The following is a 25,047-nucleotide window of genomic DNA, read 5'->3' on the forward strand; positions in this document are numbered from 1 at the left end:
AGGAATTTATGCACAATTTATTCACAGTTTACGGGTGGAAACCCGGGACAACTTGGGGGTGGGCTGTGGATCGCGTGTGCATGGCGTCAGAATATCCCGCATCGTGAACCCCGCGCCCCTTGATATGCAGATAAGCGTTGAACGAAGCCTCGCATTCTATTGAATCCGATGGATGGTGTTCCGAAGAGCAAAAAGCGGCCCACCCGGCCATTGCCTGCCTGCGCATCATGCGCGGCCGGCAGGCGCCGCGCCGGGGGCGGACGGGCGCTGGCCGTTCAGGCCCAGCTTGGCCAGGAGGCGCTGGTCGGCGTCCACGTCGGGGTTGCCGGTCACCAACAGTTTGTCGCCGTAGAAGATCGAGTTCGCGCCAGCCAGAAAGCACAGCGCCTGCACGGCTTCGCCCAGCTGCTGGCGGCCGGCGGACAGGCGCACGCGGGCCCGGGGCATGGTGATCCGGGCCACGGCGATGATGCGCACGAAGTCGAAGGGGTCGATGGGCTCGCTGTCGGCCAGCGGCGTGCCGGGCACGCGCACCAGGCTGTTGATGGGCACGGACTCGGGGTAGGGTTGCAGGTTCGCCAACTGCGCGATCAGGCCCGCGCGGTGCACCGGCGCCTCGCCCATGCCGACGATGCCGCCGCAGCACACGCTGAGTCCCGCATCGCGCACATGCTGCAGCGTGTCCAGCCGATCCTGGTAGGCCCGGGTGCTGACCACGTCGCCGTAGTATTCAGGGGCGGTATCCAGGTTGTGGTTGTAGTAGTCCAGCCCCGCGTCCCTGAGCGCCCGCGCCTGGTGCGCTTCGAGCATGCCCAGCGTGGCGCAGGTTTGCAGGCCCAGGCCCTTGACGGCGCCGATCAGGGCGCTGACCTTTTCGATGTCGCGGTCCTTCGGTGCGCGCCAGGCGGCGCCCATGCAGAAGCGCGTGGCGCCAGCGTCCTTGGCGGCCTGGGCGGCGCGCAGCACGGCGTCCGGCTCCATGAGCTTCTCGGCCCTGACGCCGGTGTCGAACCCGGCCGCCTGCGGGCAGTAGCCGCAGTTCTCGGGGCAGCCGCCGGTTTTGACCGACAGCAGCGTGGCCAGTTCGATGTCGCCTGCCGGCCAATGCCGGCGGTGCACGGTCTGCGCTTCATGGAGCAAGTCCAGCAGGGGCTGGTCCAGCAAGGCCTGAACGGCGGCCACCGACCAGGGACCTGGCGCCGCGGGTGCAGCGGCGCGGCGATGCAGTTGCACGGTTTGTGCGGTGGCGGGGGCCAGCGTGGAAGACATGGTGATCGGTTTCCTTCAAAGTGTTGCATCCGCCAAGGCGTTGCGGCGCGCGCTGGCGGGGGGCGTCCGGGGAGCGATTGTCCACCCAAAGATCGCCCACGCGCAGGGGGCGGGTGCATGATGGGCGGCTACCAGACCTGCCCCGCCACGCGCAGCATATTGCCGCCCATGACCGCGGCCGCTTCGGCGGCGCTCATGCCGACTTCCTGCAGCGCGCCAGACAAGACCTGCCAGGTTTCCACCGGCGTGTAGCGCATGCGCTCGACGGCGCGGTTGTAACCCGCTGCCCTGGGCCACCAGTAGTCGGGGTCGTGATCGCCCGGCGGGTCGTCGTTGAGCTCGTTCTGGCGAAAGCCGATGTCCAGCCCGATGCCCACGTGCTGCGCACCGACGAGGTTCGCCACGTGCGCCGCATGGCGCGCCACGTCGCCCGCGCCCGGTGTGCGGGTACCGAGAAAGGCCGAGACGCCGGAGATGCAGACCACGCCGCCGGTGGCGGCGCAGGCGCGAATCTGCTCGTCGCTGACGTTGCGGCCATGTTCCACCAACGCCAGCGGGTTCGCGTGGCTGAAGACCACGGGTTTGGCGGACGCCGCCATGATGTCCAGGCTGCAACGCCTGCCGGTGTGCGCGCAGTCCATCAGCAGGCCGGCCTCGTTCACGGCCCTGACCATGCGCCGCCCCAGCGGCGTGAGGCCGCGCTGCGCGTCGTGGCAGCCGTCGGCCACGCTGTTGTTGCGGTTGTAGGCAAAGTGGATCTGGCGCACACCCAGGTCGCGGTACAGCGCCACCATGTCGGGCTGCTCCAGCAGCGGCAGCGCGCCTTCCAGGTCAAAACCCACGGCGAGCACGCCGGCGGCAGCGGCTGCGCGGATTTCCGCGACGCTGGCCACCAGCCGCAAGCGCTCGGGCCGCGCCGCGATGCGCGCGCGAAAGCCCGCGAGCACGGACAGGATCTGCGCGACCGGATTCATGTCCATTCCGACGTTCACCGAAACGTAGTGCACGCCGGCGGCGCGCAGGCTGTCGAGCGGCGAGAAATCCGCCCGCGGGTGCAGCGGCAGGCAGGCGTGGGCTTCCCAGTGAATCGTCATGGACTTGTGCTCCGTCCGGCAGAAATCAAACCGTGCGCTGAAAGCCGGCCGATGCCCGCATCAGGCTTGCGGTGTAGGGTTGGCTGACACGGCCGCTGGCCAGGTCGGCGGCCGAGAGCAACTCCACCGTCTGGCCGCGCTGCATGACCATGAGGCGCTCGCACAGGTGGGTGACCACCGCCAGGTCGTGGCTGACCATGACGAAGCCCAGACCGCGGCGGCGGCGCAGTGCTTCCAGCAGGTTCAGCACCTCGGCCTGCACCGAGGCGTCGAGCGCCGAGGTGGGCTCGTCGAGCAGCAAAATCTGTGGCTCCAGAATCAGCGCCCGGGCAATCGCAACGCGCTGCCTTTGCCCGCCCGACAGCTGGTGCGGGTAGCGAAAGCGGAACCCGGTGCCGAGACCGACCTCGTCCAGCGCCCGTTGAATGCGTGCCTCGGCACCGGTGACGCCGTGGATGGCCAGCGGCTCGGCCAGGATGCGGTCTACCGTCTGCCGCGGGTGCAGCGAGGCATAGGGGTCCTGAAACACCATTTGCACCCGTCGGCGAAAGGTCTTGCCGTTTGCTGCGCCAGCATCGCCGCCGAGCCGCACCGTGCCCGAGGCCCGGGGTGCCAGCCCGCAGATGGCGCGCAGCACCGTCGATTTGCCGGAACCCGATTCGCCCACGATGCCAAAACTCTCCCCGGGCTCGACGCGAAATGTCGCGCCGGCCACCGCGACGAAGCCGTCGTAGACAACGCGCAGCTGGCTGACGTCGAGGCTTGGCGCGCGCTGGACGTTCATAGCGCCCACTCCGGCTGGCGCTCAAGCGTGGCCAGCGGGTGCGTGGACGCGCCCAACTGCGGCAGGCAGGCCATCAGGCCGCGCGTGTAAGGGTGCCGGGCATGGGCCAGCCCGCCGGCGGGCAGCTCTTCGAGCACGCGGCCGGCGTACATCACCAGGATGCGGTCGCAAAACGAAGACACCAGCCGCAAATCGTGCGACACCAGGATCAGGCCCATGCCGCGCTCGGTCACCAGCGCGTCCAGGATGGACAGCAGCTGCAGTTGCACCGTGACGTCGAGCGCAGAAGTCGGTTCGTCGGCAATCAGCAGGTCGGGGTCGGCAATCAGCATCATGGCAATCATGGCGCGCTGGCCCATGCCTCCCGAGACTTCGTGCGGGTACAGCGCGTAGACGCGGGCGGGGTCGTCGATGCGCACCGATTCCAGGGCCGCGAGCGCGCGCGCCCTGGCCTCGCGGGCCGAAACCCGGCTGTGCGCGCGCAGCGTCTCGACAATCTGCGCACCAATGGTCATCACCGGGTTGAGCGAGAACTTCGGGTCTTGCAGCACCATGGCGATGCGCCCGCCGCGCAGCGCGCGCCGCTGCCGGGGCGGGCAATGGAGCAGGTCCACGCCGCTGAATTCCAGCCGTTTGGCGCTGACGCGGCCCTCTGGCGCCGTGAGGCCGACGATCGCGCGGCCGGTCTGGGATTTGCCCGACCCCGACTCGCCCACGATCCCCAGGCGTTCGCGACCCAGCGTGAAGGACACGCCGCGTACGGCCTGCGTCACGCCGCCGTCGCGCCCGGGAAAGGCCACGCGCAGATCGTCCACCACCAAAAGAGGGGGCACGGCGCCGGTCATCTGCTGGCCTTGGGGTCGAGCGCGTCGCGCAGGCCGTCGCCCAGAAAATTGAAGGCCAGGCTGACCATGAAGATCGCCGCGCCCGGCGCCGCCGCGACCCACCACTGGTCGAGCACGTACAGCCGGCCATTGGCGATCATGGCGCCCCACTCGGGCATGGGCGGCTGCGCGCCAAGACCCAGAAAACCCAGGCCCGCGGCCGTGAGGATGATTCCGGCCATGTCCAGCGTGACGCGCACGAGCACCGACGAAACGCACAGCGGCATGATGTGCCTGAGCACGATGCGCCAGGGCGACGCGCCCAGCAATCGGACCGCGGCAATATAGTCGGCCTGGCGTATCGTCAGCGTCTCGGCGCGGGCCAGCCGCGCATAGGGCGGCCAGGAGGTCATGGCAATGGCAATCACCGCGTTCCCGATTCCCGGCCCCAGAGCGGCCACGAAGGCCAGCGCCAGGATGAGGCGCGGAAACGCCAGAAAAATATCCGTGATGCGCATCAGCGCGGCGTCCACCAGACCGCCCGCGTAGCCCGCCACCGTGCCCACCACCAGTCCGATGGGCGCGGCCAGCACGGCGACCAGCACCACCATGAGCAGCGTGATGCGCGAGCCGTGGATGGTGCGCGACAAAATGTCGCGGCCCTGGTCGTCGGTGCCAAACCAGTGCGCCCAGGACGGCGGCAGCAGGCGCGTGCTGCGCAGGTCGCCGGTGTAGGCCGAATAAGGCGCCAACAGGTCGGCCGCAAGGGCCAGCACGATGAGCGCGAGCACGATCAGCAGCCCGAGCAAGGCCAGGCGGTTGCGCAAGAAAATGCGGCAGCCGTTGTACGCGCGCCCGAGCGACGCCTGTCGGCGCGACAGCGGCCGGTCCGACATCAGCCAATCGTGCAAGGTCTCCCGCCGGGCAGGCATGGTGTCGTTCATCGCGCGCGTGTCCTCGGGTCCAGCAGTTTGTAGAGCAGGTCGGACAGCAGGTTCAGGCCGACAAAAATCGCACCGACGACGGTGGTCCCGCCGAGCACCGCATTCATGTCGGCGTTTTGCAGCGAGTGGGTGATGTACAGCCCCAGGCCCGGCCAGGAAAACACGGTTTCGGTCAGCACCGAGCCTTCCAGCAGACCGGCGTAGGACAGCGCAATCACCGTCACCAGCGGCACCATGGCATTGCGCAGCGCATGGCACCAAATGATGCGGGCCTGCGACAGGCCCTTGGCGCGGGCGGTCACCACGTACTCCTGGGCCAGTTCATGGAGCATGAAGGAGCGGGTCATGCGGCTGATGTAGGCCAGCGAAAAATAACCCAGCAGCGAGGCCGGCAGGATCAGATGCGACAGCGCGTTGGCAAAGGCCTGCCATTCGCCCGCGAGCGCGGTGTCGAGCAGCAACAGGCCGGTCACCGACACCAGCGTGTATTCGTACACGATGTCGATGCGGCCCGGCCCGGCCACCCAGCCGAGCCGCGCATAAAACACCAGCAGGGCCATCAGGCCAAGCCAGAAAATCGGCACCGAATACCCCACCAGGCCGATGACCCGCACCACCTGGTCCACCAGCCGGCCACGCCGCACCGCCGCCCACACGCCCAGCGGCACGCCCAGCCCGACGCCGATCAGGATTCCCAGGCTGGCCAGTTCCAGCGTGGCCGGGAAGGCGCGGCGCATGTCCTGCATCACCGGGTTGGAGGTCAGCACCGAGGTGCCAAAGTCGCCCTGCAGCACCTTGCCCAAATAAAGATAGAACTGCTGCGGCAACGGCTTGTCCAGGCCCATCTCTTCGCGCGTCCGTTCGATGACGTGCGCGGGCGCCCTGTCGCCCACCACGGCCAACACCGGATCGACCGGGATCACCCGGCCAATGAAGAACGTGACCGCGAGCAGGCCCAGGTACGTGAGCACAATCGCCACCAGGAAACGCCACGCAGACCCCAGGGCATTCCACAGCCGCCGGCCCGCCGGGCGCGCGGCGGCCTGCTGCGCTGGCACCAAGCCCACAGGGTCTTGGCCGACGGTCAGGGGGGCAGGCATTGCCAAAGCCGCCGTCACCGCTTGGATACTTTGAACATATAGGTGGTGTCAAACGAAGGACCCAGTTGCAGGCCGTCCACGTTGCTGCGCAGCGCGGCCACTTCGATCTGCTGGTAGAGCACGATGAAGGGGCTGGTTCTGCGGAATTCGGCCTGCAACTCCTCGTACATGGCCTTGCGCTTTTCGGCATCGCGCTCGAGCACGGCGGCGTCGGTCTTTTTGCTCAACTCGGGAATGGCCCAGGCATTGCGCCAGGCCAGCGACTTGAACTTGGCATCGTCGGCGTTGTCGAGATTGCGCGCGAAGGCGTCGGCGTTCGAGTGCGGATCCCAGTAGTCCACGCCCCACGGGCTGAGGAACATATCGTGTTTGCGGGCGCGGTACCGGGTGAGCACCTGCTTGCCGTCGCCCGGAATGATTTCGATCTCGACGCCGGCGCGCCGGGCGGTTTGCTGGAAGGCCTCGACGATTCCCTGCTCCGGCTCGATGGTGCGTGTGTCTATCGTCACCTTGAAACCCTTGGGCACACCGGCCTTGGCCAGCAGGGCCCGGGCCTTTTCGACGTCGAGCTTGTAGGGGTTCTCCTTGCTGGCCCCCAACAGGCCCATGGGCAGGAAGTTCTGGTGATTCACGCCGATGTTCTTGATCAGCGTGTCGCCGATGGCCGCGTAGTCGATCAGCCATTTGAAGGCCTCGCGCACCTCGGGCTTGGCCAGGGTGGCGTTTTTCTGGTTCAGGCTGATGTAGTAGACCGTGGCCTTGGGGGCGGACGTGAGCTTCACGTCCTGGTTCGCCGAGAGCGCGGCAATGTCCTGCGGGCTCAGGTTGCGGGCGACGTCGATATCGCCTTTTTCCAGCAGCAGGCGCTGCGTTGCCGACTCCTTCACATGGCGGTAGATCACGCGCGCCAGCTTGGGTTTTTCACCGTAATGGCCGTCGTTGCGCTCCAGCGCGACGATTTCGTTCGCGCGCCACTCGCGCAGCTTCATGGGGCCGGAGCCGGCGTAGTGGGTCTTGAGCCAGGCGTAACCCCAGTCGCCGTTCTGCTCCTTGGACAGCAGCAGTTTCCTGTCCACGATCGCGCCCACGTTGGCCGTCAGGCAGTTGAGGAAGAAGCTGGGCGCGTAAGGCTTGTCGGTTTCCAGTGTCAGCGACAGCGGGCCGGTGGACTTGATCCTGTCCCTCACGTTGTCCTTGGTGAAACCGAACTGCGTGAGGATGAACGCGGGGGTCTTGTCCAGCACCACGACGCGGTGCAGCGAGTAGGCCACGTCCTCGGCCGTGAGCGCATTGCCCGAGGGAAATTTCAGCCCGCTTCTGAGTTCAAACGCGTAGGTCCTGCCGTCGGGCGACACCGTCCAGGACTTGGCCACGTCAGCGACGAGCTTCGTCGGGTCCTTGAGATCCAGGCGCACCAGCCGGTCGTAGATGTTGCCCATGATCTCGCCCGTACTCACCTCAAAGGTCTCGGCCGGATCCAGCGTGATGATGTCGTCCACCCCGCGCGCAATCACCAGCGTGTCCTTGGGCGTGGCTGCCAGCGTGGCCGTTCCCTGGCAAACCAGCAGGGCCAGCAGGGCGCTCGCGCAGAGCAAACGGGGGCGCGCGGGAGAGGGCAGGTATTTCAAAATCGCTTCCTGGTTGTGCAGATGCAGGGCACTGCCGGATGGCAAACGGATCACCGCTTGGATACTTTGAACATATAGGTGGTGTCAAACGAAGGGCCCAGTTGCAGGCCGTCCACGTTGCGACGCAGCGCGGCCACTTCGATCTTCTGGTAGAGCATGATGAAGGGGCTGGTTTTGCGGAATTCGGCCTGCAATTCCTCGTACATGGTCTTGCGCTTTTCGGCATCGCGCTCGAGCACGGCGGCGTCGGACTTTTTGGTCAGCTCGGGAATGGCCCAGGCATTGCGCCAGGCCAGCGACTTGAGCTTGGCGTCATCGGCGTTGTCGGGGTTGCGCGTGAAGGCGTCGGCGTTCGAGTGCGGATCCCAGTAGTCGATGCTCCACGGGCCGATGAACATGTCGTGGTTGCGGGCGCGGTATCGGGTCAGCACCTGCTTGCCGTCGCCCAAGATGATTTCGACCTCGACGCCGGCGCGCTTGGCGGTTTGCTGGAAGGCCTCGACGATTCCCTGCTCCGGCTGCATGGAACGCGCATCGATCGTCACCTTGAAACCGTCGGGCACACCGGCCTTGGCCAGCAGGGCCCGGGCCTTTTCGACGTCGAGCTTGTAGGGGTTCTCCTTGCTCGCCCCCAACAGGCCCATGGGCAGGAAATTCTGGTGATTCACGCCGATGTTCTTGATCAGCGTGTCGCTGATGGCCGCGTAGTCGATCAGCCATTTGAGGGCCTCGCGCACCTCGGGCTTGGCCAGGGTGGCGTTTTTCTGGTTCAGGCTGATGTAGTAGACCGTGGCCTTGGGGGCGGACGTGAGCTTCACGTCCTTGTTGGCCGAGAGCGCGGCAATGTCCTGCGGGCTCAGGTTGCGGGCAATGTCGATATCGCCTTTTTCCAGCAGCAGGCGCTGCGTTGCCGACTCCTTCACATGGCGGTAGATCACGCGCGCCAGCTTGGGTTTTTCACCGTAATGGCCGTCGTTGCGCTCCAGCGCGACGATTTCATTCGCGCGCCACTCGCGCAGCTTCATGGGGCCGGAGCCGGCGTAGTGGGTCTTGAGCCAGGCGTAACCCCAGTCGCCGTTCTGCTCCTTGGACAGCAGCAGTTTCCTGTCCACGATCGCGCCCACGTTGGCCGTCAGGCAGTTGAGGAAGAAGCTGGGCGCGTAGGGCTTGTCGGTTTCCAGTGTCAGCGTCAGCGGACCGGTGGCCCTGATCCTGTCCTTCACGTTGTCCTTGTTGAAGCCGAACTGCGTGAGGATGAATGCGGGGGCCTTGTCCAGCACCACGGCGCGGTGCAGCGAATAGGCCACGTCTTCGGCCATGAGCGCATTGCCCGAGGCAAATTTCAGCCCGCTTCTGAGTTCAAAGGTGTAGGTCCTGCCATCGGGCGACACCGTCCAGGACGTGGCCACGTCAGCGACCAGCTGGGTCGGGTCCTTGACATCCAGGCGCACCAGCCGGTCGTAGGTGTTGCCCATGATCTCGCCCGTGGTCGTCTCAAAGGCCTCGGCCGGATCCAGCGTGATGACGTCGTCCACCCCAAGGGCAATCACCAGCGTGTCCTTGGGCGTGGCCGCCAGCGCGGGCGTTCCCTGGCAAACCAGCAGGGCCAGCAGGGCGCTGGCGCAGAGCAAACGGGGGTTGGGGGGAGAGAGCAGGTATTTCAAGAGCGATTCCTTGCTGTGCAGATAGTGTGGATACGGTTTGGTGCTGCAAGACACCGCAGAACTTGGAATGGTTACACGCATGAATCATGCCTGCATTCCGCCCAAGTTCCGCCCCCTGGATTCGCGCAAGGTATCTGCATCCTATGGCTGCGGGCCCGTCCGTCGTATCAGTAATTACCTTCGGTCCCGAGGAAAGGGCCGCTCCATGGGGGCTCTTCGCCGTTCAACTCGTACCCGGTGCTGCGCCCACCCGCCCCTGACTTGCCAACGTCCGCCAGCCGCCCCATCAACACCCCCTGGGCGCGACTGACCTCGGCCAACGACGGGGCCAAGGCTGCCAGATCGAAACGCCAACTTGGCCAGTCGGTGGCCTGCCAGATGCAGGTGCAATCTCCGCATTTCATGCGGAGATTATGAAGACATTCGCCGCAGGCGTGGGGGTTGCAGAGCTTGCGTCCTTTGAGGCGCATGGCTCCCAAGGAGGGGCCTTCCACATGACGGTGCGACGGCACGCGCACGGAGACGCCCGCGCGCCATATGGCCCAGGATTTATGCAAAACGCCTCATGCCGGGCAGCGTAATGACGCTGTCACACGGCGACCGCACAATCAGAAATAAATTGATTATCGCCAGATAGAAACGAACAGTAGTCCTGCACAAATTCGCCTGGAAGATAAATCTCTTCAAAACCCCCACGATTCAGGGGATACGCACGCCTGCGCGGACGACGAAACTCTATATAGGGCATTATTTTGATCTCGTTCCTGGTAATCTTGATCGGTGTAATCTTCGGATTCGCAACGCATGCACGGGCGCAAACTCCCCCCGCGGCTATCGACCGCCAAAACCAGATTATTGAGCGCCAGCAACAAGACCAACTGCGCGAGGAACAGGACCGGACCATGCGGGCACGGCCCCCACCGGGTGGCACCGACCTGCAGGATCTGAAGCCGCAGGTGTCGGTGCCTGAGCTCGGTGCACCGTGCCGGGAGATTCGCGAGATTCGCTTTGGCGGCGACACGCAACATCTTCCAAGCGATCTCCAGCACGATATTGAGAAGAGCAATGCCGGCCGTTGCCTGGGCGGACCCGAACTCGAGGGCATCTTGGCCGCGGTGACCAAGAGCTACATCGACCGTGGATACATCACTACCCGCGCCTACCTGCCCGCACAGGATCTGCGCAGCGGCATACTCGAGGTGACGGTGGTCGAAGGCCGGATCGAGCGCTTCGAACTGACTGGCGGCAGAGACAGCGCCCAATGGATTCGCGGTGCCTTTCCGGTCAATCTTGGTGACCTGCTCAATCTGCGCGACCTTGAGCAAGGTATCAACCAGATCAATAGTCTGAGCACCAACAACGCCAAGCTTGATCTGCGCCCCGGCAGCGAGCCCGGTCAGACCGTGGTGGGGGTCGAGAACCCGGCTGCTTTTCCCGTACACGCTTATGTCTCGCTCGACAATTCGGGCACGCGGGCCACCGGTGTCTTTCCCGCCTCGGCCACGGTCTCCTTTGACAGCGTGCTGGGTCTGAATGAATTGCTCTCGATCACCAAACGCCAATCGGTGCTGCCGAAGCGACGGGAGCACAACTCCGACTCGATCGGTCTGCGCGCCGTATTGCCCTTTGGCTACAACACCTTCAGTCTCGACACCAGCCAGAGCGGCTATACCAACGTGCTGCACCCGCCGAGCGGGCTGAGCCTTGTCTCGGAAGGCCGCACCGTCAGCAAGAGCCTGACGGCCGACCGGGTGGTGTACCGCGACCAGGCGAGCCGCATCTCGCTGTCCGCCCGGCTCGGCACGCAATCCACGCGCAACTGGCTCGGCGGCGAGTATCTGCAAGTCAGCAGCCGCACCCTGAGTACGCTCGACTGGGCAGCCAGCGCCTTCACCCAGGTCGGCGGCGGCATCCTGAATGCCCGATTCAGCTATGTAGAGGGCCTGACGAACTTCGGCGCGCTGCGCGACGCCGACGATCGGCCCGATGACCTGCCACACGCACAGTTTCGCAAGTTGGCGCTTGATCTCGGCTTCTCGCGCGGCTTGGACATCGCCGGTCGTGTCTTTCAGTGGTCCAGCCAATTCAGCGGTCAGCATGCCTATGACACGCTCTATGGCGCGCAGCAGATTCTGATCGGCGGGAATTCTTCGGTGCGCGGTTTCCTCGACAGCGTACTCAGCGGCGACAACGGTTTCTACCTGCGCAACGAACTCTCCATCCCCGGGACGGTGGCGACGATCCAGGGCGCGCCGCTGTCGGTCCGCACCTACGCGGGCCTCGACGCGGGCCGCGTGAGCAACCGCGCCGCCGGTGTCCCCTCGGGTTCGCTGTCGGGCGCCACGCTGGGCACCGCGCTTCAGTGGAAGACCCTGAATCTCGACGTCTTCGCAGCACGCGCCGTCCATATGCCCTCCGCGCTGAAACGGGAAGGCACCCGATACAGCTTCCGCCTGTCCGCTTCCCGTTGAGGACCTTGCCATGAACCACATCTATCGAGTCATCTGGAATTCGGCATCGGCCACCTGGATGGCCGTGGCAGAAACCGCGCGCGGACATGGCAAGGGCCACAAGGCCAGGGCGCGTCGTCGCGGCATCCGGGCCTTCAGCGCACTCGCGCTGATTCCACTGGGCACGCTCGCCCAGGTCGCGTCCGTGGTGGTCGCGCCCGGCAGCCCGTTGAACGCCTATGTGGCGCCGAATGGCGTCACCGTGGTCAACACGAATGCGGCGAACACGGCCGGGCTCTCGCACAATCGCTACCAAAGCTTCAACGTGCACCCGATCGGCCTGGTGCTGAACAACACGACGAGTGCGCAGATCGTCTACCCGTCGCAGTTGGCGGGACAGGTCACGGCCAACCTCAACCAGGCCAACACGGCGCGCGTCATCCTCAACGAGGTGATTTCAAACAACCGCAGTGCACTCGCCGGGTTCACCGAGGTGCTGGGCGGCAGGGCCGACGTGGTGCTCGCCAACCCTTACGGCATCACCTGCAGCGGCTGTGGTTTCATCAACACCGACCGCGTCACGCTGACCACCGGAAATCCGTTCCTGACCGCCAGCGGCGGCCTCGACAGCTTCAGCACGGGCCAAGGCGACATCCGCATCACCGGCACCGGTCTGAACGCCACGGCGCAACAGGTGCTCGACCTCGTGACGCGCTCGGTGCGGCTGGAGGCGTCCATCCACGGGCAGGACGTGGGCGTCGCCGTCGGCGCCAACCGCTGGAACTACGACACGCGCGCCGTCACAGGTCCTGCCACGCACACCGGCGCCGCACCGGTGTATTCGGTAGACAGTTCGGCACTCGGCGGCATGTACGCCAACCGCATCCGCCTGACCTCGACCGAGGCCGGCGTGGGCGTGCGCTTGCTGGGTGATGCTGCGGCCAGCGCAGGCGACTTTACGCTGACGGCTGCGGGCAGAATCGAGTTGCAGACCCGCGTCACGGCTCTGAGCGACGTGAACGTGAGCACCACCAGTGCCGAAGCGAATGCGCTCGCGCTGACTGACGCCAGTCTCACGTCCACCGGCAAGACCGTGCTCGATGCGGCCGGCGGCACCTCCATCACGGGCAGTGCACTGATCGCGGGCAGCGATCTGTCGGTACGCACGGCCAGCCTGATCGACAGCGCGAGCGCCTCGGGCATTGCGAACAACAATCTGCGCCACGCGGGCGGCGCGCTGACACTGGCCGTGGGCAACAGCGCATCGCTCGGCGCTACGGAATGGGGCGCGGGCGGCGCCTGGAATGGCGCCTTTGGCCACCTCGTGAGCACCGCCGCCACCAAGCTGTACAGCAGAGAGGGCACGCTGACCGCCAGCGCCGACCAGGGCGACTTGGCGCTGGGCTGGGCCGAACTGCAGTCGGCCGGCAATATGACGCTCTCGTCCTCCGGAGGCATCCGTGCGGCGTCCGACGCAGTCCTGAAGTCGCGGGGCGGGAACGTATCGCTCTCGGCGGGCAATGGCATCTCCAACGCGGGCACCATGACGGCCGACAAGGGGAAGGTCACTCTGCGTGCCGACGGCAGCATCGACAACAGTGGCCAAATTCACGCCGCGCAAGACCTCGACATCGCAGACCGCTCGGGAGGCGCGAGCGCCACGCTCTCGAACAGCGGCACGCTCCTGAGCGACGGCGCGCTGGCGCTGAGGGCCGCCGACGTGAGCAACACGGCGCACGCGCGCATCCAGGCGCAGACCGGTAGCACGGTCCATGCCGCGCACGTCGACAATGCGGGCGCATGGCTGCTGTCGCAGCAGGCCGGTGCGCAGGATGCGCTCACGGTGGGCCGCACGCTCGTCAACAGCGGCACCTTGCAGGGCGCGGGTTCGGTGGTCGTGCGCGCGGGCAGCGTGAGCAACAGCAGCAGCGGCACGCTGCAGGGCGCAGACTCGGTGCTCGTGAACGCAGGCAGCGTGCTCAACAGCGGCAAGACGCAGGCCGGTGGCGCGCTGAGCGTAGTCAGCGCCGGCGCGGTGTCGAACGCTGCCACCGGCGTGCTCCAGGGCGCGAGCCTGAACCTCACGGCCGCAGACGGCTTGCTCAACGCGGGCATCGCCACGGCCGACAGCGGCAACGCCACGCTGCGCGTGAACGGTACGGTCGAGAACAGCGGGCAATTGCACGCGCGCGACGACATCGACATCGCAGACCGCTCGGGCGCGGCAACGCAGGCCGTGACCAACAGCGGCGATCTCCTGGCCGAGCGCGCGCTCACGCTGAAGGCATCGCTCTTCGCGAACACCGCCCACGGCCGGACGCAGGCGAGTCGGGGCAGCACGGCCGCACTGGGGTCGTTCGACAACGCGGGCGTGTGGCTGCTGTCGCAGGCGACCGACGCGAATGACCAACTCAGCGTGTCGGGCAAGGCCACGAACAGCGGCACGCTACAGGGCGCAGGGAACCTCGTCGTCAGCGCCGCGAACCTGGTCAACGGCGGCGCGGTGCTGAGCGCGGGCGAACTCGGCGTCAGCACCGCCGACGATCTCTCCAACACGGCCGCCGGCACCCTGCAAGCCGGCCGTGCGCTTTCCGTGACGGGCGGTGGTCGTGTGGAGAACGCAGCGGGTGCGAGCCTCACGGGCCGCAGCGTGCTCGTCCGCGCGGGCCGCAGCATGCGCAACGCGGGCGCAATCGACGCCAGCGCCGGCACGGCCATGCTGCGTGTGAACGGCACCCTCGCCAACACCGGCACCGTGCGCGCCAGTGCGCACATCGACATCGCCGACCGCGACGGCGGCGCCACCCAGGCGGTGACGAACAGCGGCACGCTGCAGGCCGAGCAGAACGTCGAACTCCAGGCGCTGAGCGTGAGCAACGCCGCCACCGGCCACGTGCAGGCGAATACCGGCAGCACCGTCACCTCCGCTCGCTTCGACAACGCGGGGACTTGGCTGCTATCGCAGCAGCCAAACGCCGTTGACCGTGTGCACGTGCGCGGCAGGCTGAGCAACAGCGGCGTGCTGCAGGGTGCGGGCGACGGGGACCTGGATGCCGACCAACTGAGCAACAGCGGCAAGCTGATCACCGCCGGCAGGCTCACGGCCAACACCACGACCGGCTTGGACAACACCGGTGCCACCGCCGTGGTGCAGGCAGGCCGGCAACTGACGGTGAAAGGCACGGGCACGGCGCTGAGCAACGGCAGGAACAGCAAAATGCTCGGCGATGGCCTGGACATCGACGTGCTCAGCGTGGACAACGCTGGCACGATCCAGGGCGGCACGCGCAGCGACAGCAAGGTATCGGCGTCCGGCTCGCTGAACAACCGCACGGGCGGCACGATCGACGTGGCCACCGCGTCAGTGGGCGCCGGCGCGGTGTCCGCCAGCGAGATGAACAATGCCGGCACCATCCAGTCGGCGGGCGCCATGGCGCTTGGCGTGGGCAGCGGTGGCCTGAGCAGCAACGGCACCGTCATTGCCGAGCGCAACCTCACGGTGCAAAGCCGCGTCGCCAACACCCACTACACCGCTGCGCTCAACGGACTCCTGCAGAGCCGCAGCGGCATGCTCACGCTCAACGGCACCGGCGGCAGCACGCTGAACGTCGGCGCGACGGGCACCGTCGTCGGCCAGCAGTTCTCGGCCGCACTCGGGACCGTCGCCCTGGCCGACGGCGCCACCCTGTCGTCCGACCGGAACATGACGCTGTCGCTGGACACGCTGTCGCTCGCCGGCGCCAACGCAAAGGTTCTGGGTTCGAAGGAGCAGAACGCGTCGGCCGGTTCGCCGCCCTGGCAGACACGCATCACGACCTCGAAAGCGCTGAGCAACAACGGCTTGCTGTTCTCGGGAAACGACCTGACGGTGAGCGCCCCCTCGGTGACCAACGGGCTGTCCGGCGGCATCTCGGCGCTGCATGACCTGAGCGTCGCCGCCACCACCGGCAAGCTGCTGAATCAGGGCACGCTCTATGCCGGCAACGCGCTCGCGGCCTCGGCCGAGTCGGGCACGCTGACCAACGCCGCCACACTGACCGCCTACCAAGGCAGGATCAGCGCTGGCACGTCCATCACCCTGGGCGCGAACACCCTGGTCAACAACAGCACCATCGACAGCAACGGCTCGATTGCGATGACTGCGCGTACCCTGCTCAACGAAGTGCCCGGTGGCGATACCCGCGTATATGGCGAGAACTCGGCCGCGATCACGAAGGAGACGAGCCACAATCCAGCGGGCTACTACGACAGCTTCCCGGACCTCTCCGAATATTGGTACTACGCGCAGACTTGGCACAAGGATCAGATCTACTCGGGCGGCACGCCCACGATCAAGCCCCAAATTACTGGCGCGCGCACGGTCAGCCTGAATTTCAACACCGGCAAAAACTTGGGCGGCGTGATCTCGGGCGACACCGTGGCCTTAAACGGCACAGGGGCCAACGCGACCTTCGTCAACGATGATCTGGCGCTGCAACGCACCGCCTACACGCGCACCTGGACCGAGCACACCCGCTACATCGCACTAGGCAATTTGACCTATTACACGCGGCGTGTCGAAGAAGAGACGAAAACCTCGGAGCTCACCGAGCTCAGCAATATCGGTGCCGGCGTCTACGCGCGCCAGTTGTCGGGCAGCCATTTCGCGCTGAGCAACAACGGCTCGACCGCCCCGGTGGAATTAATCAAAAAGGGCGACCCGAAGCACGCCACCGTCAGGCCGCGCGAAGGCGGCGATGCGAACAAGGGCGTAGTCAACCCGGCGGCCAGCGGCACCACCGGCGCCGAGCGCATCAGCGTCACACCCGTGAATACGCTCGGCGGTCGGCCCGCGACCTCGTTCGTCCATGTGAACGCAAGCAACGGCATCGAAGGCACCTCGTTCGGCGGCACGAACAACCCCTTGCCGACCAATCCCAATGGTCTGTACGTTATCGCGAAGCAGCCGGATGCGCAGTATTTTGTCGAAAGCAACCCGCTCTACCAGATCGGCTCGCCGACGCCAGGTTCGGACTACCTAGCCCGCCGATTGGGCTACAACGCCGATGAATTGCTGCGTCGCCTGGGCGACGCCAACTACGAGGCCTATCTGATCAAACAGCAGCTGATCGCGCAGACCGGCAACGCGTTGCTGGCGGGTGTGCAGAACGCGAATGCGCAGGTGCAGGCTCTGATGGACTCGGCCGCCGGCGAGAGCGAGGCGCTCGGGTTGGTCTACGGGCAGGCGCTGACGCCAGAACAGCAGTCCAAGCTCACGCACGACATCGTGTGGATGGTGCAGACAGAAATCAACGGCCAAGTCGTGCTGGCCCCCGTGGTCTATCTGTCACCGCAAACAAAGGCGAACATTACGCAAGGCGCCGTCATCACGGCAGAAATGGCCGAGCTCAGCCTTGCTTCGCTGACCAACACCGGCGGCACGATCACCGGCACGCAGTCACTCACCGTGGTATCGGCGGGTGACGTGCGCAACACCTCGGGCACGATCCAGGGTGGAAACGTAGCAATCCATTCCACGCAGGGCAGCATCGTCAACCAAACGACGGCGAACGGATCTGGCAGCGATACACGCTACGAGACCGATTTCGGCAAGACGGCGTCGATCGAATCGACCGGCACTTTGTCGCTCGACGCGGCGCAGAACATCGCAAACACCGGCGCCAACATCACCGCAGGGGGAGACGCCAGCCTCAGAGCCGGTGGCGACATCCATTTCGACACGATTCAGGACAAGCGCATCGACACCCGGCATGAACGCATCGCAGACGGCCTGCCAACCGCCATGGGCAAGCTCAGCAACCAGGCGGCGCCGATCGAATCGACCAACAACGACTCAAAGCAGGGACAGACCCAATCCAGCTTGGCAACGACGACCACCACGACCATCGAACAGGTGAAATCGGGATTGAAAATCGGCGGCAATCTCAATGCCACCAGCGGAAAAAACATCACGTTCGCAGGCACCGACGTCAAGGTGACGGGCAATGCCCAGCTGGATGCCGCGAACGACATCCAGATCGTCGCACGGGAAAACAGCATCGTCTCGCACAGCGAAACCAAGGAATCTGGTTTTGGCATGAATAACTCCCTGTTTGGCACCACGACCACGACCACGGACTCGACCTCGGTCCGCAATGTCGGCAGTCAGTTCGAAGTGGGGGGCAATGCGAATCTGACGGCCAAGAATGACGTCACAGTCCAAGGCTCACGTGTCGACGTCAAAGGCCATGGTCAGATCAAGGCAGGCAAGAACGTGAACGTGCTGGCGGGGCGTAACTATGAAGAGACACGCACCGTGATAGAACGCACCGGCATTCTGCAAGTGAGCGCATCGGGAGATGCGCAGGTGAGCACCCCCAACGCCGGTGCTCCTGCGCTCACTGCCGCTGGTTCGATCAATACCACCGGTGCTGCTGCGCGCACTGCCACTGGTTCGGCCAATACCACCGGTGCTGCTGCGCGCACTGCCACTGGTTCGGCCAATACCACCGGTGCTGCTGCGCGCACTGCCTTGGGGGTGGCTGTCGATAACAAGGTGCCCGAGTCGGTCAATATGGAGGCCAGCGCAAATGCATCGGGATCTGCCGGTTTGGCCTTGTATGCCAAGACCAAAACGCAAACCCAGACCACCGACTTGCAGCATGTTGGATCGATCATCCGGTTCGGCAGCGATCTGACGGTCGATGCATCGCGGGACATCAACTTGCAAGGCTCGCACGTGGTGGCCGCTGGTGACGCCAAGATCAACGCGCAGAACGTCCATCTTCTTGCGGCAGAAGACAGGAAAACGTCGACGACGCAGCATGAGAGTCTGTCGATCGGGTTGATGGCCAGTTCAAAGAACACGGCACAGGCACAAGCCAGTGCCGAAGCCAGTGGTAGCGCTGCCCACAATACCAATCCGAACGCCAAGGTGGGCGTATCGGGGCAGGTCTCGGTCAGTTCGGAAAATCGCATTGACGTGATGCAGTACAGCACCAAAACAGATGCAACATTGGATACGACACATCAGGGCTCGTCCATCACGGCAGGTCAAGACCTCAGCATCAAGGCCAAGAAGAATCTGGTATTGGAAGGTGGAAACTTGTTTGCCGACCGCGACGTTGATCTCCATGCGGCCAAGATGGAGTTCAAGGCCGTCAACGACGTGCACGAAAAGCGATCGAGCAGCAGCGAGACGACAGCAGGACTTTACGCAACCGGAACCGCCAGCGCGGGGGGCGATGCGGGCGCGGGGGTCGGGCTGGGTGTGCAAGCCAGTGCAAGCGCTCATGCGCAGGCACGCGCCGAAATGGGCATTCAGGCGACCAACACCCGCAGCGATAGCGTCGAAGGTGCGACCTTCGCGGTCATCTCGGGCATCACGGCGGGCAGAAACATCACGCGGACGGCGCGGGAAAGCATTACCGACGTGGGCACCGGGATTGAGGCCGGCGGAGATTTGACGCAGTCGGCCAAGACGATCAGGAGCTTGGCGGCTGCAAATACCACGTACAGTTCATCAAACAGTGCTAGCGATACCACCAAGATCGGTCTGTATGCGGAAGCAACGGCCAACGTCTCTGCCGGTCTGATGGCAAGCGAGAAAGGCTCCAGCGTAGCCGCCGGAGTGACGGCGTCGCATAAGCACGAGGATGCATCGTCTCGATCCAGCAGCAGCCAGGCCGTTGTATCGAGCATTTCCGTAGGCGGTAGTGTGCGCAGTTCATCCAGGAACAAGACGGAACTGGAGGGGAGCACAATCGTTGCCAAGAAGAGCGTGAGCCTCGAAGCCGGCTCTCTGGACTATCGGGCGGCGCGCAACACCTCCACATCCAGCGAGACCAGCACGAGTGCCGGTGGAACCGTAGACATCAGTGTCGTGGGGCCTGCTGCGAACATCAACGCGTCCTATCATGGCTCCGAGCAGCGTGAATCGAGCAGCCAAGCAGTGGCCGGTGTGATTCGGGCGGGCGAGAATCTTTCGATTCGCACGAAGGGCGATGCGCGCTATGAAGGCTCCAAACTGGACGCTGGAGGGAAAGTTGACTTGGTCGCAGGGGGCAAGACCTCGTTCGACGCGGCCACCAATTATCAGGAGTCCAAAATGCGCAGCGTTGGCGTGGATGCAGGCATCTCCGTGTCCGCGCAGGGTGGCGGGGGCAATCTGGGGGTGCAAGTCCAAGTGGCGCAAAGCAGCCGTACGCAAGAGCTGGGTGGCAGCATCAAGAGTGGAGCCGGTCCCATCACCATTCAAAGTGGGCAGGATGCCTCCTTTACCGGTGTCACGTTCGACGCCGGGAAGAACGACGTGACCATCGCATCCGCAGGCAATCTGACCTTCAAGGCCGCTCATGATCGGCAAGAAAGCCTGTCGGTGTCTGCGAGTGTCGGGATTTCTGCTTCCAAAGGAAAAAATCCGGGCGCAAGCAGGAACGCAGGGCTCTCCAAGAATTATTCCGAGACGGGCGCCCCCAATGCCGCACTGAACCTGGAGAAAACGAGCAGCGACACCGTCACGGGAACAGAGATCCTCAGCACAGGCAAGGTCACCCTCGCGGCAGGCAAGAATGCGAGTCTTGAGAACGTACAGCTTGTGGGTAGCAATGACCTGCACGCGACGGCAGGCGGGAAAATGGAAAAGACGACGGTGCAAAGCACAAGTGACAGCTTCGGGATTGTGGCTTATGCGCCAGAAATCAGACTCGATGGCAATAAAAAGAAAGGTGCTGGCGCAGACTCATCCTCCAGTTCCCCTCGTGGCAACTTGCATTTTCCAAAAAATAATAAAAAAGAAGGGGCTGGTGCAGACTCATCTTCCACTCCCCCTTCTGGCAATTCGCACCTCCCAAAAGATAATCAAAAAGAAAACGCTGGTGCAGATTCATCTTCCAATCCCCCTCCTGGCAATTTGCCCACCCAGAAAGATAATAAAAAAGAAGGTGCTGGCGCAGATTCATCTTCCAGTTCCCTTCCTGGCAATTTGCCCACCCAAAAAGATAACAAAAAAGAAGGTGCTGGCGCAGACTCATCTTCCAGTCCCCCTCGGGATGACTCACACGTCTCGAACGTTGCGAAGAACGATCGCAAGAATGCTCCCGATACAGAGCAGGCAAAACCACGGTCCAAGTGGTTCAATCCACCGAAAATTCTGAAGGATGGTAGAATCGGCTATCTTTTGAGTCCAACCAAGCCGGTAGCGGTTGAATTGGTCGGAACGCGGGGAGGCGATGCCCAGCCGTTGCGCAGCACTGCGGTGTCGGACGCGAGATCACCGGGGGTGGAGGCTCGGGAGGCTCCCCTTGTGTCTCGGACGGACAAGACTCCTGCGGGACGCAGCGCAGCGCATGCTCTTGAAGGAAAAACACCAGCGACCTTGCTCAATCCGGCAGAAGAAAGGCATGCAGATACTGGCACGAACTTGGCGTCCAAACCGGCGTCGGCCAGACTCGCAGAGGAATCCAGTTCCTCCAGTCCTATTGCAGATCGGAAAGATGATGGGAGCTTCAACCGTCTCCGACAGGCGGACCAGAACAACGAGCAAGCCCATACGCAACAGCATCCGGAAAAAATCCACGAGACACTGCCGCGGATGGATGCTCGCGAGGATCCACGCCCGAGAGAATCTCTGGAGCACAAGACTCCTGCGGAACATACCGCAGCGGATACTCTTGAAGGGCAAGCACCAGCGACCCTGCTCAGCCCGGCAAGGCATGCAGATATTGATACGGATTTGGCATCCACATCAGCAGCATCGACCGGAATCGCAGAGAACCCCAGTATCGCCAATCCTGTCGCAAATCAGAATCGCGATGATCTTGATGCTTATATAGGAAAAAATATCGGATCACTCACGGAAGTTGCGCAAAAATTGCAATCCAGCGGAGTCAAGATGAATTCATTGACTTCCAAAATAGGAGGGTCTTTTGATGATCGTGCCAATAAAACGATAGAAAAATTAACCGCGTTAAGAAATGATCTTGGGAAAAAATTGGATGATGCCCAAAGCGAAGAAAACCGCACTGAACTGATTCAAGATGCAAAGGTCGATGCAACCAAAATCATCGCGAATGGGCACGCCGCCCTCGAATCGGGCGCTCGGTGGAGCAAAAATCTCACCTTGGGTGGATCCTCTGCCGACAGAAAAAAGACGGTAGAAAAATTAGAAAATATCAGGAGGGCTGAAAAATTGGCCTATCAAAACAGCAACACCAACAATCAACTTGCAAGGATAAGCAGAGAGAAATCGAAAATTCTGGAAAATTTCTCTGCAAATTTCAAAAACAATAAATTGATCGCCCCAGGGGAGGGCATAAGTGAAACCACTGGAGTAGAAGTCCATATGCTTGGAAGGGGCGGATACACTGGAAGTCCAAGTACATCCGTCGGGGCATCAGCAATCGATCAACCGGGTCCCTCCGGAGTGTTTGGTTCTTCAATTGATCTGAAGCTAAGCGGAAATTACAAGAAAACCACCGAAATTTCCCGAAGCAATGATGGAAACTTTCTTGTAGCAAAAACGGGTCAAATCGAAGGCAATTTGAGTCTCGGGGTCCAGGCCAATGTGGGCCTGGAGAAAAACGCTTTGATTTCTCCATCCAGTCGTCACCAAACAGCTGATGATCTTAAATCGGCTGATATTTCTCTTTTCGCCTCGGTATCTGGGCGCATTGAAGGCGGGATATCGCGTAATATTGGTCAGTATTCGGCTAGTGCATCCACCCCTGCGGATGCGCATGGTATGCTGCTGTTGATGAATATGCTTGAACCATCCATCACAGAGTCAGCTTCCTCCAAGTTGACAAAAGACAGTTCAATTTCAGATAAACTCTTGCCACGAAGTCAATTGGATACAGGTGACTTGGCAGGGGTGACGCAACGTCGCATTCAGCGCGGCTATAAAAACGAACCAAAGATTTTGAAAGCTTATGAAGATGCAGGATTAGGCGGAACAGTCTCCAGTAGTTTGTATGGAGTAGAAAAGCCTCTTGCTTTGCAGTTCATACCAGACGCAGACAAAACCAAACCGGAAAGTATGGCGCTTTTTCCAAAAATTCTTCCCAAGCCATCGTGGATTACGCGGGATCAAAATGCAAAAAGTGCCTATTGGAAATTCTCGGCTCAACTGTCAGGAAAACCGCTCATTCCAACTTTGTCGGCTGGCGGGGATATCAACGTCATGCAAACTTTTACGCGGACCCATAGAACCACAGAGTCACCCAAACTGCCACACAATGCCTTTGATCCAAGTCTTACCGGGAGCATTGATCAATCTGCAAAATACGTCTCAAGATACTTCGCCGATAGCAAGCCTCTATTGTATGCTGTTGGAAGGCCCATTGCAGATGCTCTTGGAGTTCCTGTTGACCGTTTCCTTAATACGATGGCGGGGCTCGAGAAAAATGATACCAGTCCCCTTTCATTGCGTGGTGATGCCGGAGATAGAGTAGTTGCAATACACGAAGAATTTGCCAATGCAGTAAATTCGATCAACAATTTTGCCGTACAAAATGATCGAAAATTGAAACGCGCCCAATTGGAAACCGTCAGAGATTCAATCGGAGTGCTCAACAAATATGGCTTCACTCTTTCACTCATAGATACAGATTTGTTGAGCATGAGCGGTAGCAACCGTCGCATCAAACACAGCAAAATGGATAAAGACTTTCAAATTGCCGCTGCAACTATTGAAGAAGCGTATTCATCGTTTGCCGGGGCACTGAAGGTTCAGACGCGGTACGAAAAAGACAAGCGTTTCGATCCCGAAGCTCCTCTCAGAGTCGTCTTGACGCCTGATCAGATGGAAGGGCATCAAAACCCGGCAGAAAACATGGCTAGACCGATTTCTGATGCGACGAAACTGTCGCATGAGGAAACAGTAAATAAAATCTACGCCGAGCTGGACGCTGAAAGACTTCCCTTTCATAGAACCTCTTTGGTCAGTCATTCCCGTTTTACCAGGGGAGCTGATAACAGCAAAAATGGACTGACAAGTCGAACCGACGTATTTTCCGGCAGTGGTGGATTGCGCACGGCGAATACTTTCGGGCTCTCAATGACGACAACTCCGGTGGTTGGCGATAATTTTTTCCCGTTGTTTGGAAATGGTAAAAATATTATTGGAAAAGAATTTCAATTTTCGTCGCAAGTCACCAAGACTCCCCTGGATTACACCGATCCGGGTCAAACAGGTACAACCATAATAAAAAAGTTAGCTGTGACAACTCATACCCCTCTCCCCGACCGTTCGGATGGTTCCAAGGAGATAGCCAGCAAAACAGCGCGCTCTTTGTTTACTGGTGGCTTGGAGTACGAAAGTCGCTCTGAGCAGTCCAAATTTCAGCAGTACAGTCAAGGGGAAAAAGGTCGAAAATTCTCCGCATATATAGAAAGAGGTATTCAAACAGAACAAAAAAACCGGGCCGCATTCAACATTGCTGGTCCAGTTGCTCCGGGTGTTTCAGTTGGTGGAGGGGTTGCTCTTAGCAGGTTGGCAAAGAAAAACCAGTTTGACGCGATTGCATACGGGAACGACGTGGGTGCGCGAGCAATTGTCGCAAAAAAGCTCTTTAAAGAATGGTTTACCACTGAAGAAATCGCCTCCGCGGGCGATCTTGACACTGCCACTACCAAATTCCAAGAGATTCTTGGAAGTGACGAGGCGACGCGGAAAATGTTTCTGGGCGCCAAAGGGGTAGATCCCATCAGTTCTCAGTTATCACAGATGCGAAATCTCAGACTCGATGACAGAGCAGGCAATTACCGCCCCCCTTTCAACGCAGACAAGAGCCGCAATGATTTGTCAGAGCACGATGAAGTACATTCGAGCAAGGGACCAGTCAGGCCGAATTACGAGAGCAAAGACCAATACATCGACAAATCCGGATTCTTCGGATATGCGCTGACTGAGGCACCAGAAAATCTCGGAAAAGAGGCAGTGAAAACCTGGATGGACAAAAAGAGGGAATTTTCTCTCCCCAGGGCAACTGATCTTGACAGGATGCTGATGCAAGCTTATCCCGAAGGATCGGGCTCAAACGTCACTACGCAGCAGTATCTAAAAACCGCATCGTCCGAACAGAGATTGGCGTTCTATAGAACGGATCAAGGGAGAGCCTTTGTAAGAGAATTTTTGACTACGATGGATTTCGCAGGGCATCTCAATGAATTCATAAAAGTCAATAACACTTACAAATACCGGATTGATGAATCGATTAAGAATTATCAAAATAAACTCTTGGATTATCCCGCATTTTATACGGTTCCTTGATCTATTCGACATTCTCCGTGCGTTCTGGCGCGTTCAACAGC

The 25,047-nt window shown here is 61.9% G+C and carries 10 protein-coding genes and 1 pseudogene; 2 read left to right on the forward strand and 9 right to left on the reverse strand.

From position 1 onward, the window contains the following. Positions 1-225: 225 nt before the first annotated feature. From bioB to D5041_RS21035, 9 genes and pseudogenes are all read right to left on the reverse strand, one after another. Positions 226-1,269 (reverse strand): biotin synthase BioB, encoded by a 1,044-nt coding sequence (gene bioB, locus D5041_RS20995; RefSeq protein ID WP_010102946.1) that lies wholly within the window; start codon positions 1,267-1,269, stop codon positions 226-228. Positions 1,270-1,397: 128 nt separating this feature from the next. After that, positions 1,398-2,363 carry a dipeptidase gene (locus D5041_RS21000; RefSeq protein ID WP_010102942.1) on the reverse strand — a complete coding sequence of 322 codons (966 nt, stop codon included), beginning with the start codon at positions 2,361-2,363 and terminating at the stop codon, positions 1,398-1,400. Between the two features lie 25 nt (positions 2,364-2,388). Continuing rightward, positions 2,389-3,147 (reverse strand): ABC transporter ATP-binding protein, encoded by a 759-nt coding sequence (locus D5041_RS21005; RefSeq protein ID WP_265259305.1) that lies wholly within the window; start codon positions 3,145-3,147, stop codon positions 2,389-2,391. Further along, positions 3,144-3,992: an ABC transporter ATP-binding protein gene (locus D5041_RS21010; RefSeq protein WP_265285671.1), complete on the reverse strand. Its 849-nt coding sequence runs from the start codon at positions 3,990-3,992 to the stop codon at positions 3,144-3,146. The genes D5041_RS21005 and D5041_RS21010 overlap by 4 nt, the downstream gene beginning before the upstream one ends. Continuing rightward, positions 3,989-4,915 carry an ABC transporter permease gene (locus D5041_RS21015; RefSeq protein WP_265259306.1) on the reverse strand — a complete coding sequence of 309 codons (927 nt, stop codon included), beginning with the start codon at positions 4,913-4,915 and terminating at the stop codon, positions 3,989-3,991. Before D5041_RS21015 ends, D5041_RS21010 begins: the two co-directional genes overlap by 4 nt. Further along, positions 4,912-6,015, reverse strand: a complete 1,104-nt coding sequence (locus D5041_RS21020; RefSeq protein WP_265285672.1) for an ABC transporter permease — start codon at positions 6,013-6,015, stop codon at positions 4,912-4,914. The genes D5041_RS21015 and D5041_RS21020 overlap by 4 nt, the downstream gene beginning before the upstream one ends. A 14-nt stretch (positions 6,016-6,029) precedes the next feature. Continuing rightward, on the reverse strand, positions 6,030-7,643 hold the full coding sequence (locus D5041_RS21025; protein ID WP_265285673.1) for an ABC transporter substrate-binding protein: 1,614 nt from the start codon (positions 7,641-7,643) through the stop codon (positions 6,030-6,032). Between the two features lie 50 nt (positions 7,644-7,693). Next, the gene (locus tag D5041_RS21030) at positions 7,694-9,118 is read right to left on the reverse strand and encodes an ABC transporter substrate-binding protein (RefSeq protein ID WP_265285779.1); all 1,425 of its coding nucleotides are present in this window, start codon (positions 9,116-9,118) and stop codon (positions 7,694-7,696) included. A gap of 452 nt (positions 9,119-9,570) precedes the next feature. Further along, positions 9,571-9,711 (reverse strand): annotated as a pseudogene (locus D5041_RS21035) (DUF4172 domain-containing protein); the annotation flags it as partial. A gap of 348 nt (positions 9,712-10,059) precedes the next feature. On the opposite strand from D5041_RS21035, the gene D5041_RS21040 reads away from it, so the two are divergent. Then, entirely contained in the window at positions 10,060-11,778 is a 1,719-nt protein-coding gene (locus D5041_RS21040; protein ID WP_265285674.1) for a ShlB/FhaC/HecB family hemolysin secretion/activation protein, read from the forward strand. Between the two features lie 10 nt (positions 11,779-11,788). After that, complete coding sequence (locus tag D5041_RS21045) at positions 11,789-25,006, forward strand: two-partner secretion domain-containing protein (RefSeq protein ID WP_265285675.1); 13,218 nt, start codon at positions 11,789-11,791, stop codon at positions 25,004-25,006. Positions 25,007-25,047 lie beyond the last annotated feature (41 nt).

Origin of the sequence: Verminephrobacter aporrectodeae subsp. tuberculatae (assembly GCF_026127385.1) — a bacterium.
GTDB classification, from domain to species: Bacteria; Pseudomonadota; Gammaproteobacteria; order Burkholderiales; family Burkholderiaceae_C; genus Acidovorax; species Acidovorax aporrectodeae.

What these genes read in the sequence shown, in the direction of transcription:
- bioB (WP_010102946.1), bottom strand. Translation starts at nt 1,269, where the DNA reads ATGTCTTCCACGCTGGCCCCCGCCACCGCACAAACCGTGCAACTGCAT.
- D5041_RS21000 (WP_010102942.1), bottom strand. Translation starts at nt 2,363, where the DNA reads ATGACGATTCACTGGGAAGCCCACGCCTGCCTGCCGCTGCACCCGCGG.
- D5041_RS21005 (WP_265259305.1), bottom strand. Translation starts at nt 3,147, where the DNA reads ATGAACGTCCAGCGCGCGCCAAGCCTCGACGTCAGCCAGCTGCGCGTT.
- D5041_RS21010 (WP_265285671.1), bottom strand. Translation starts at nt 3,992, where the DNA reads ATGACCGGCGCCGTGCCCCCTCTTTTGGTGGTGGACGATCTGCGCGTG.
- D5041_RS21015 (WP_265259306.1), bottom strand. Translation starts at nt 4,915, where the DNA reads ATGAACGACACCATGCCTGCCCGGCGGGAGACCTTGCACGATTGGCTG.
- D5041_RS21020 (WP_265285672.1), bottom strand. Translation starts at nt 6,015, where the DNA reads ATGCCTGCCCCCCTGACCGTCGGCCAAGACCCTGTGGGCTTGGTGCCA.
- D5041_RS21030 (WP_265285779.1), bottom strand. Translation starts at nt 9,118, where the DNA reads ATGGGCAACACCTACGACCGGCTGGTGCGCCTGGATGTCAAGGACCCG.
- D5041_RS21045 (WP_265285675.1), top strand. Translation starts at nt 11,789, where the DNA reads ATGAACCACATCTATCGAGTCATCTGGAATTCGGCATCGGCCACCTGG.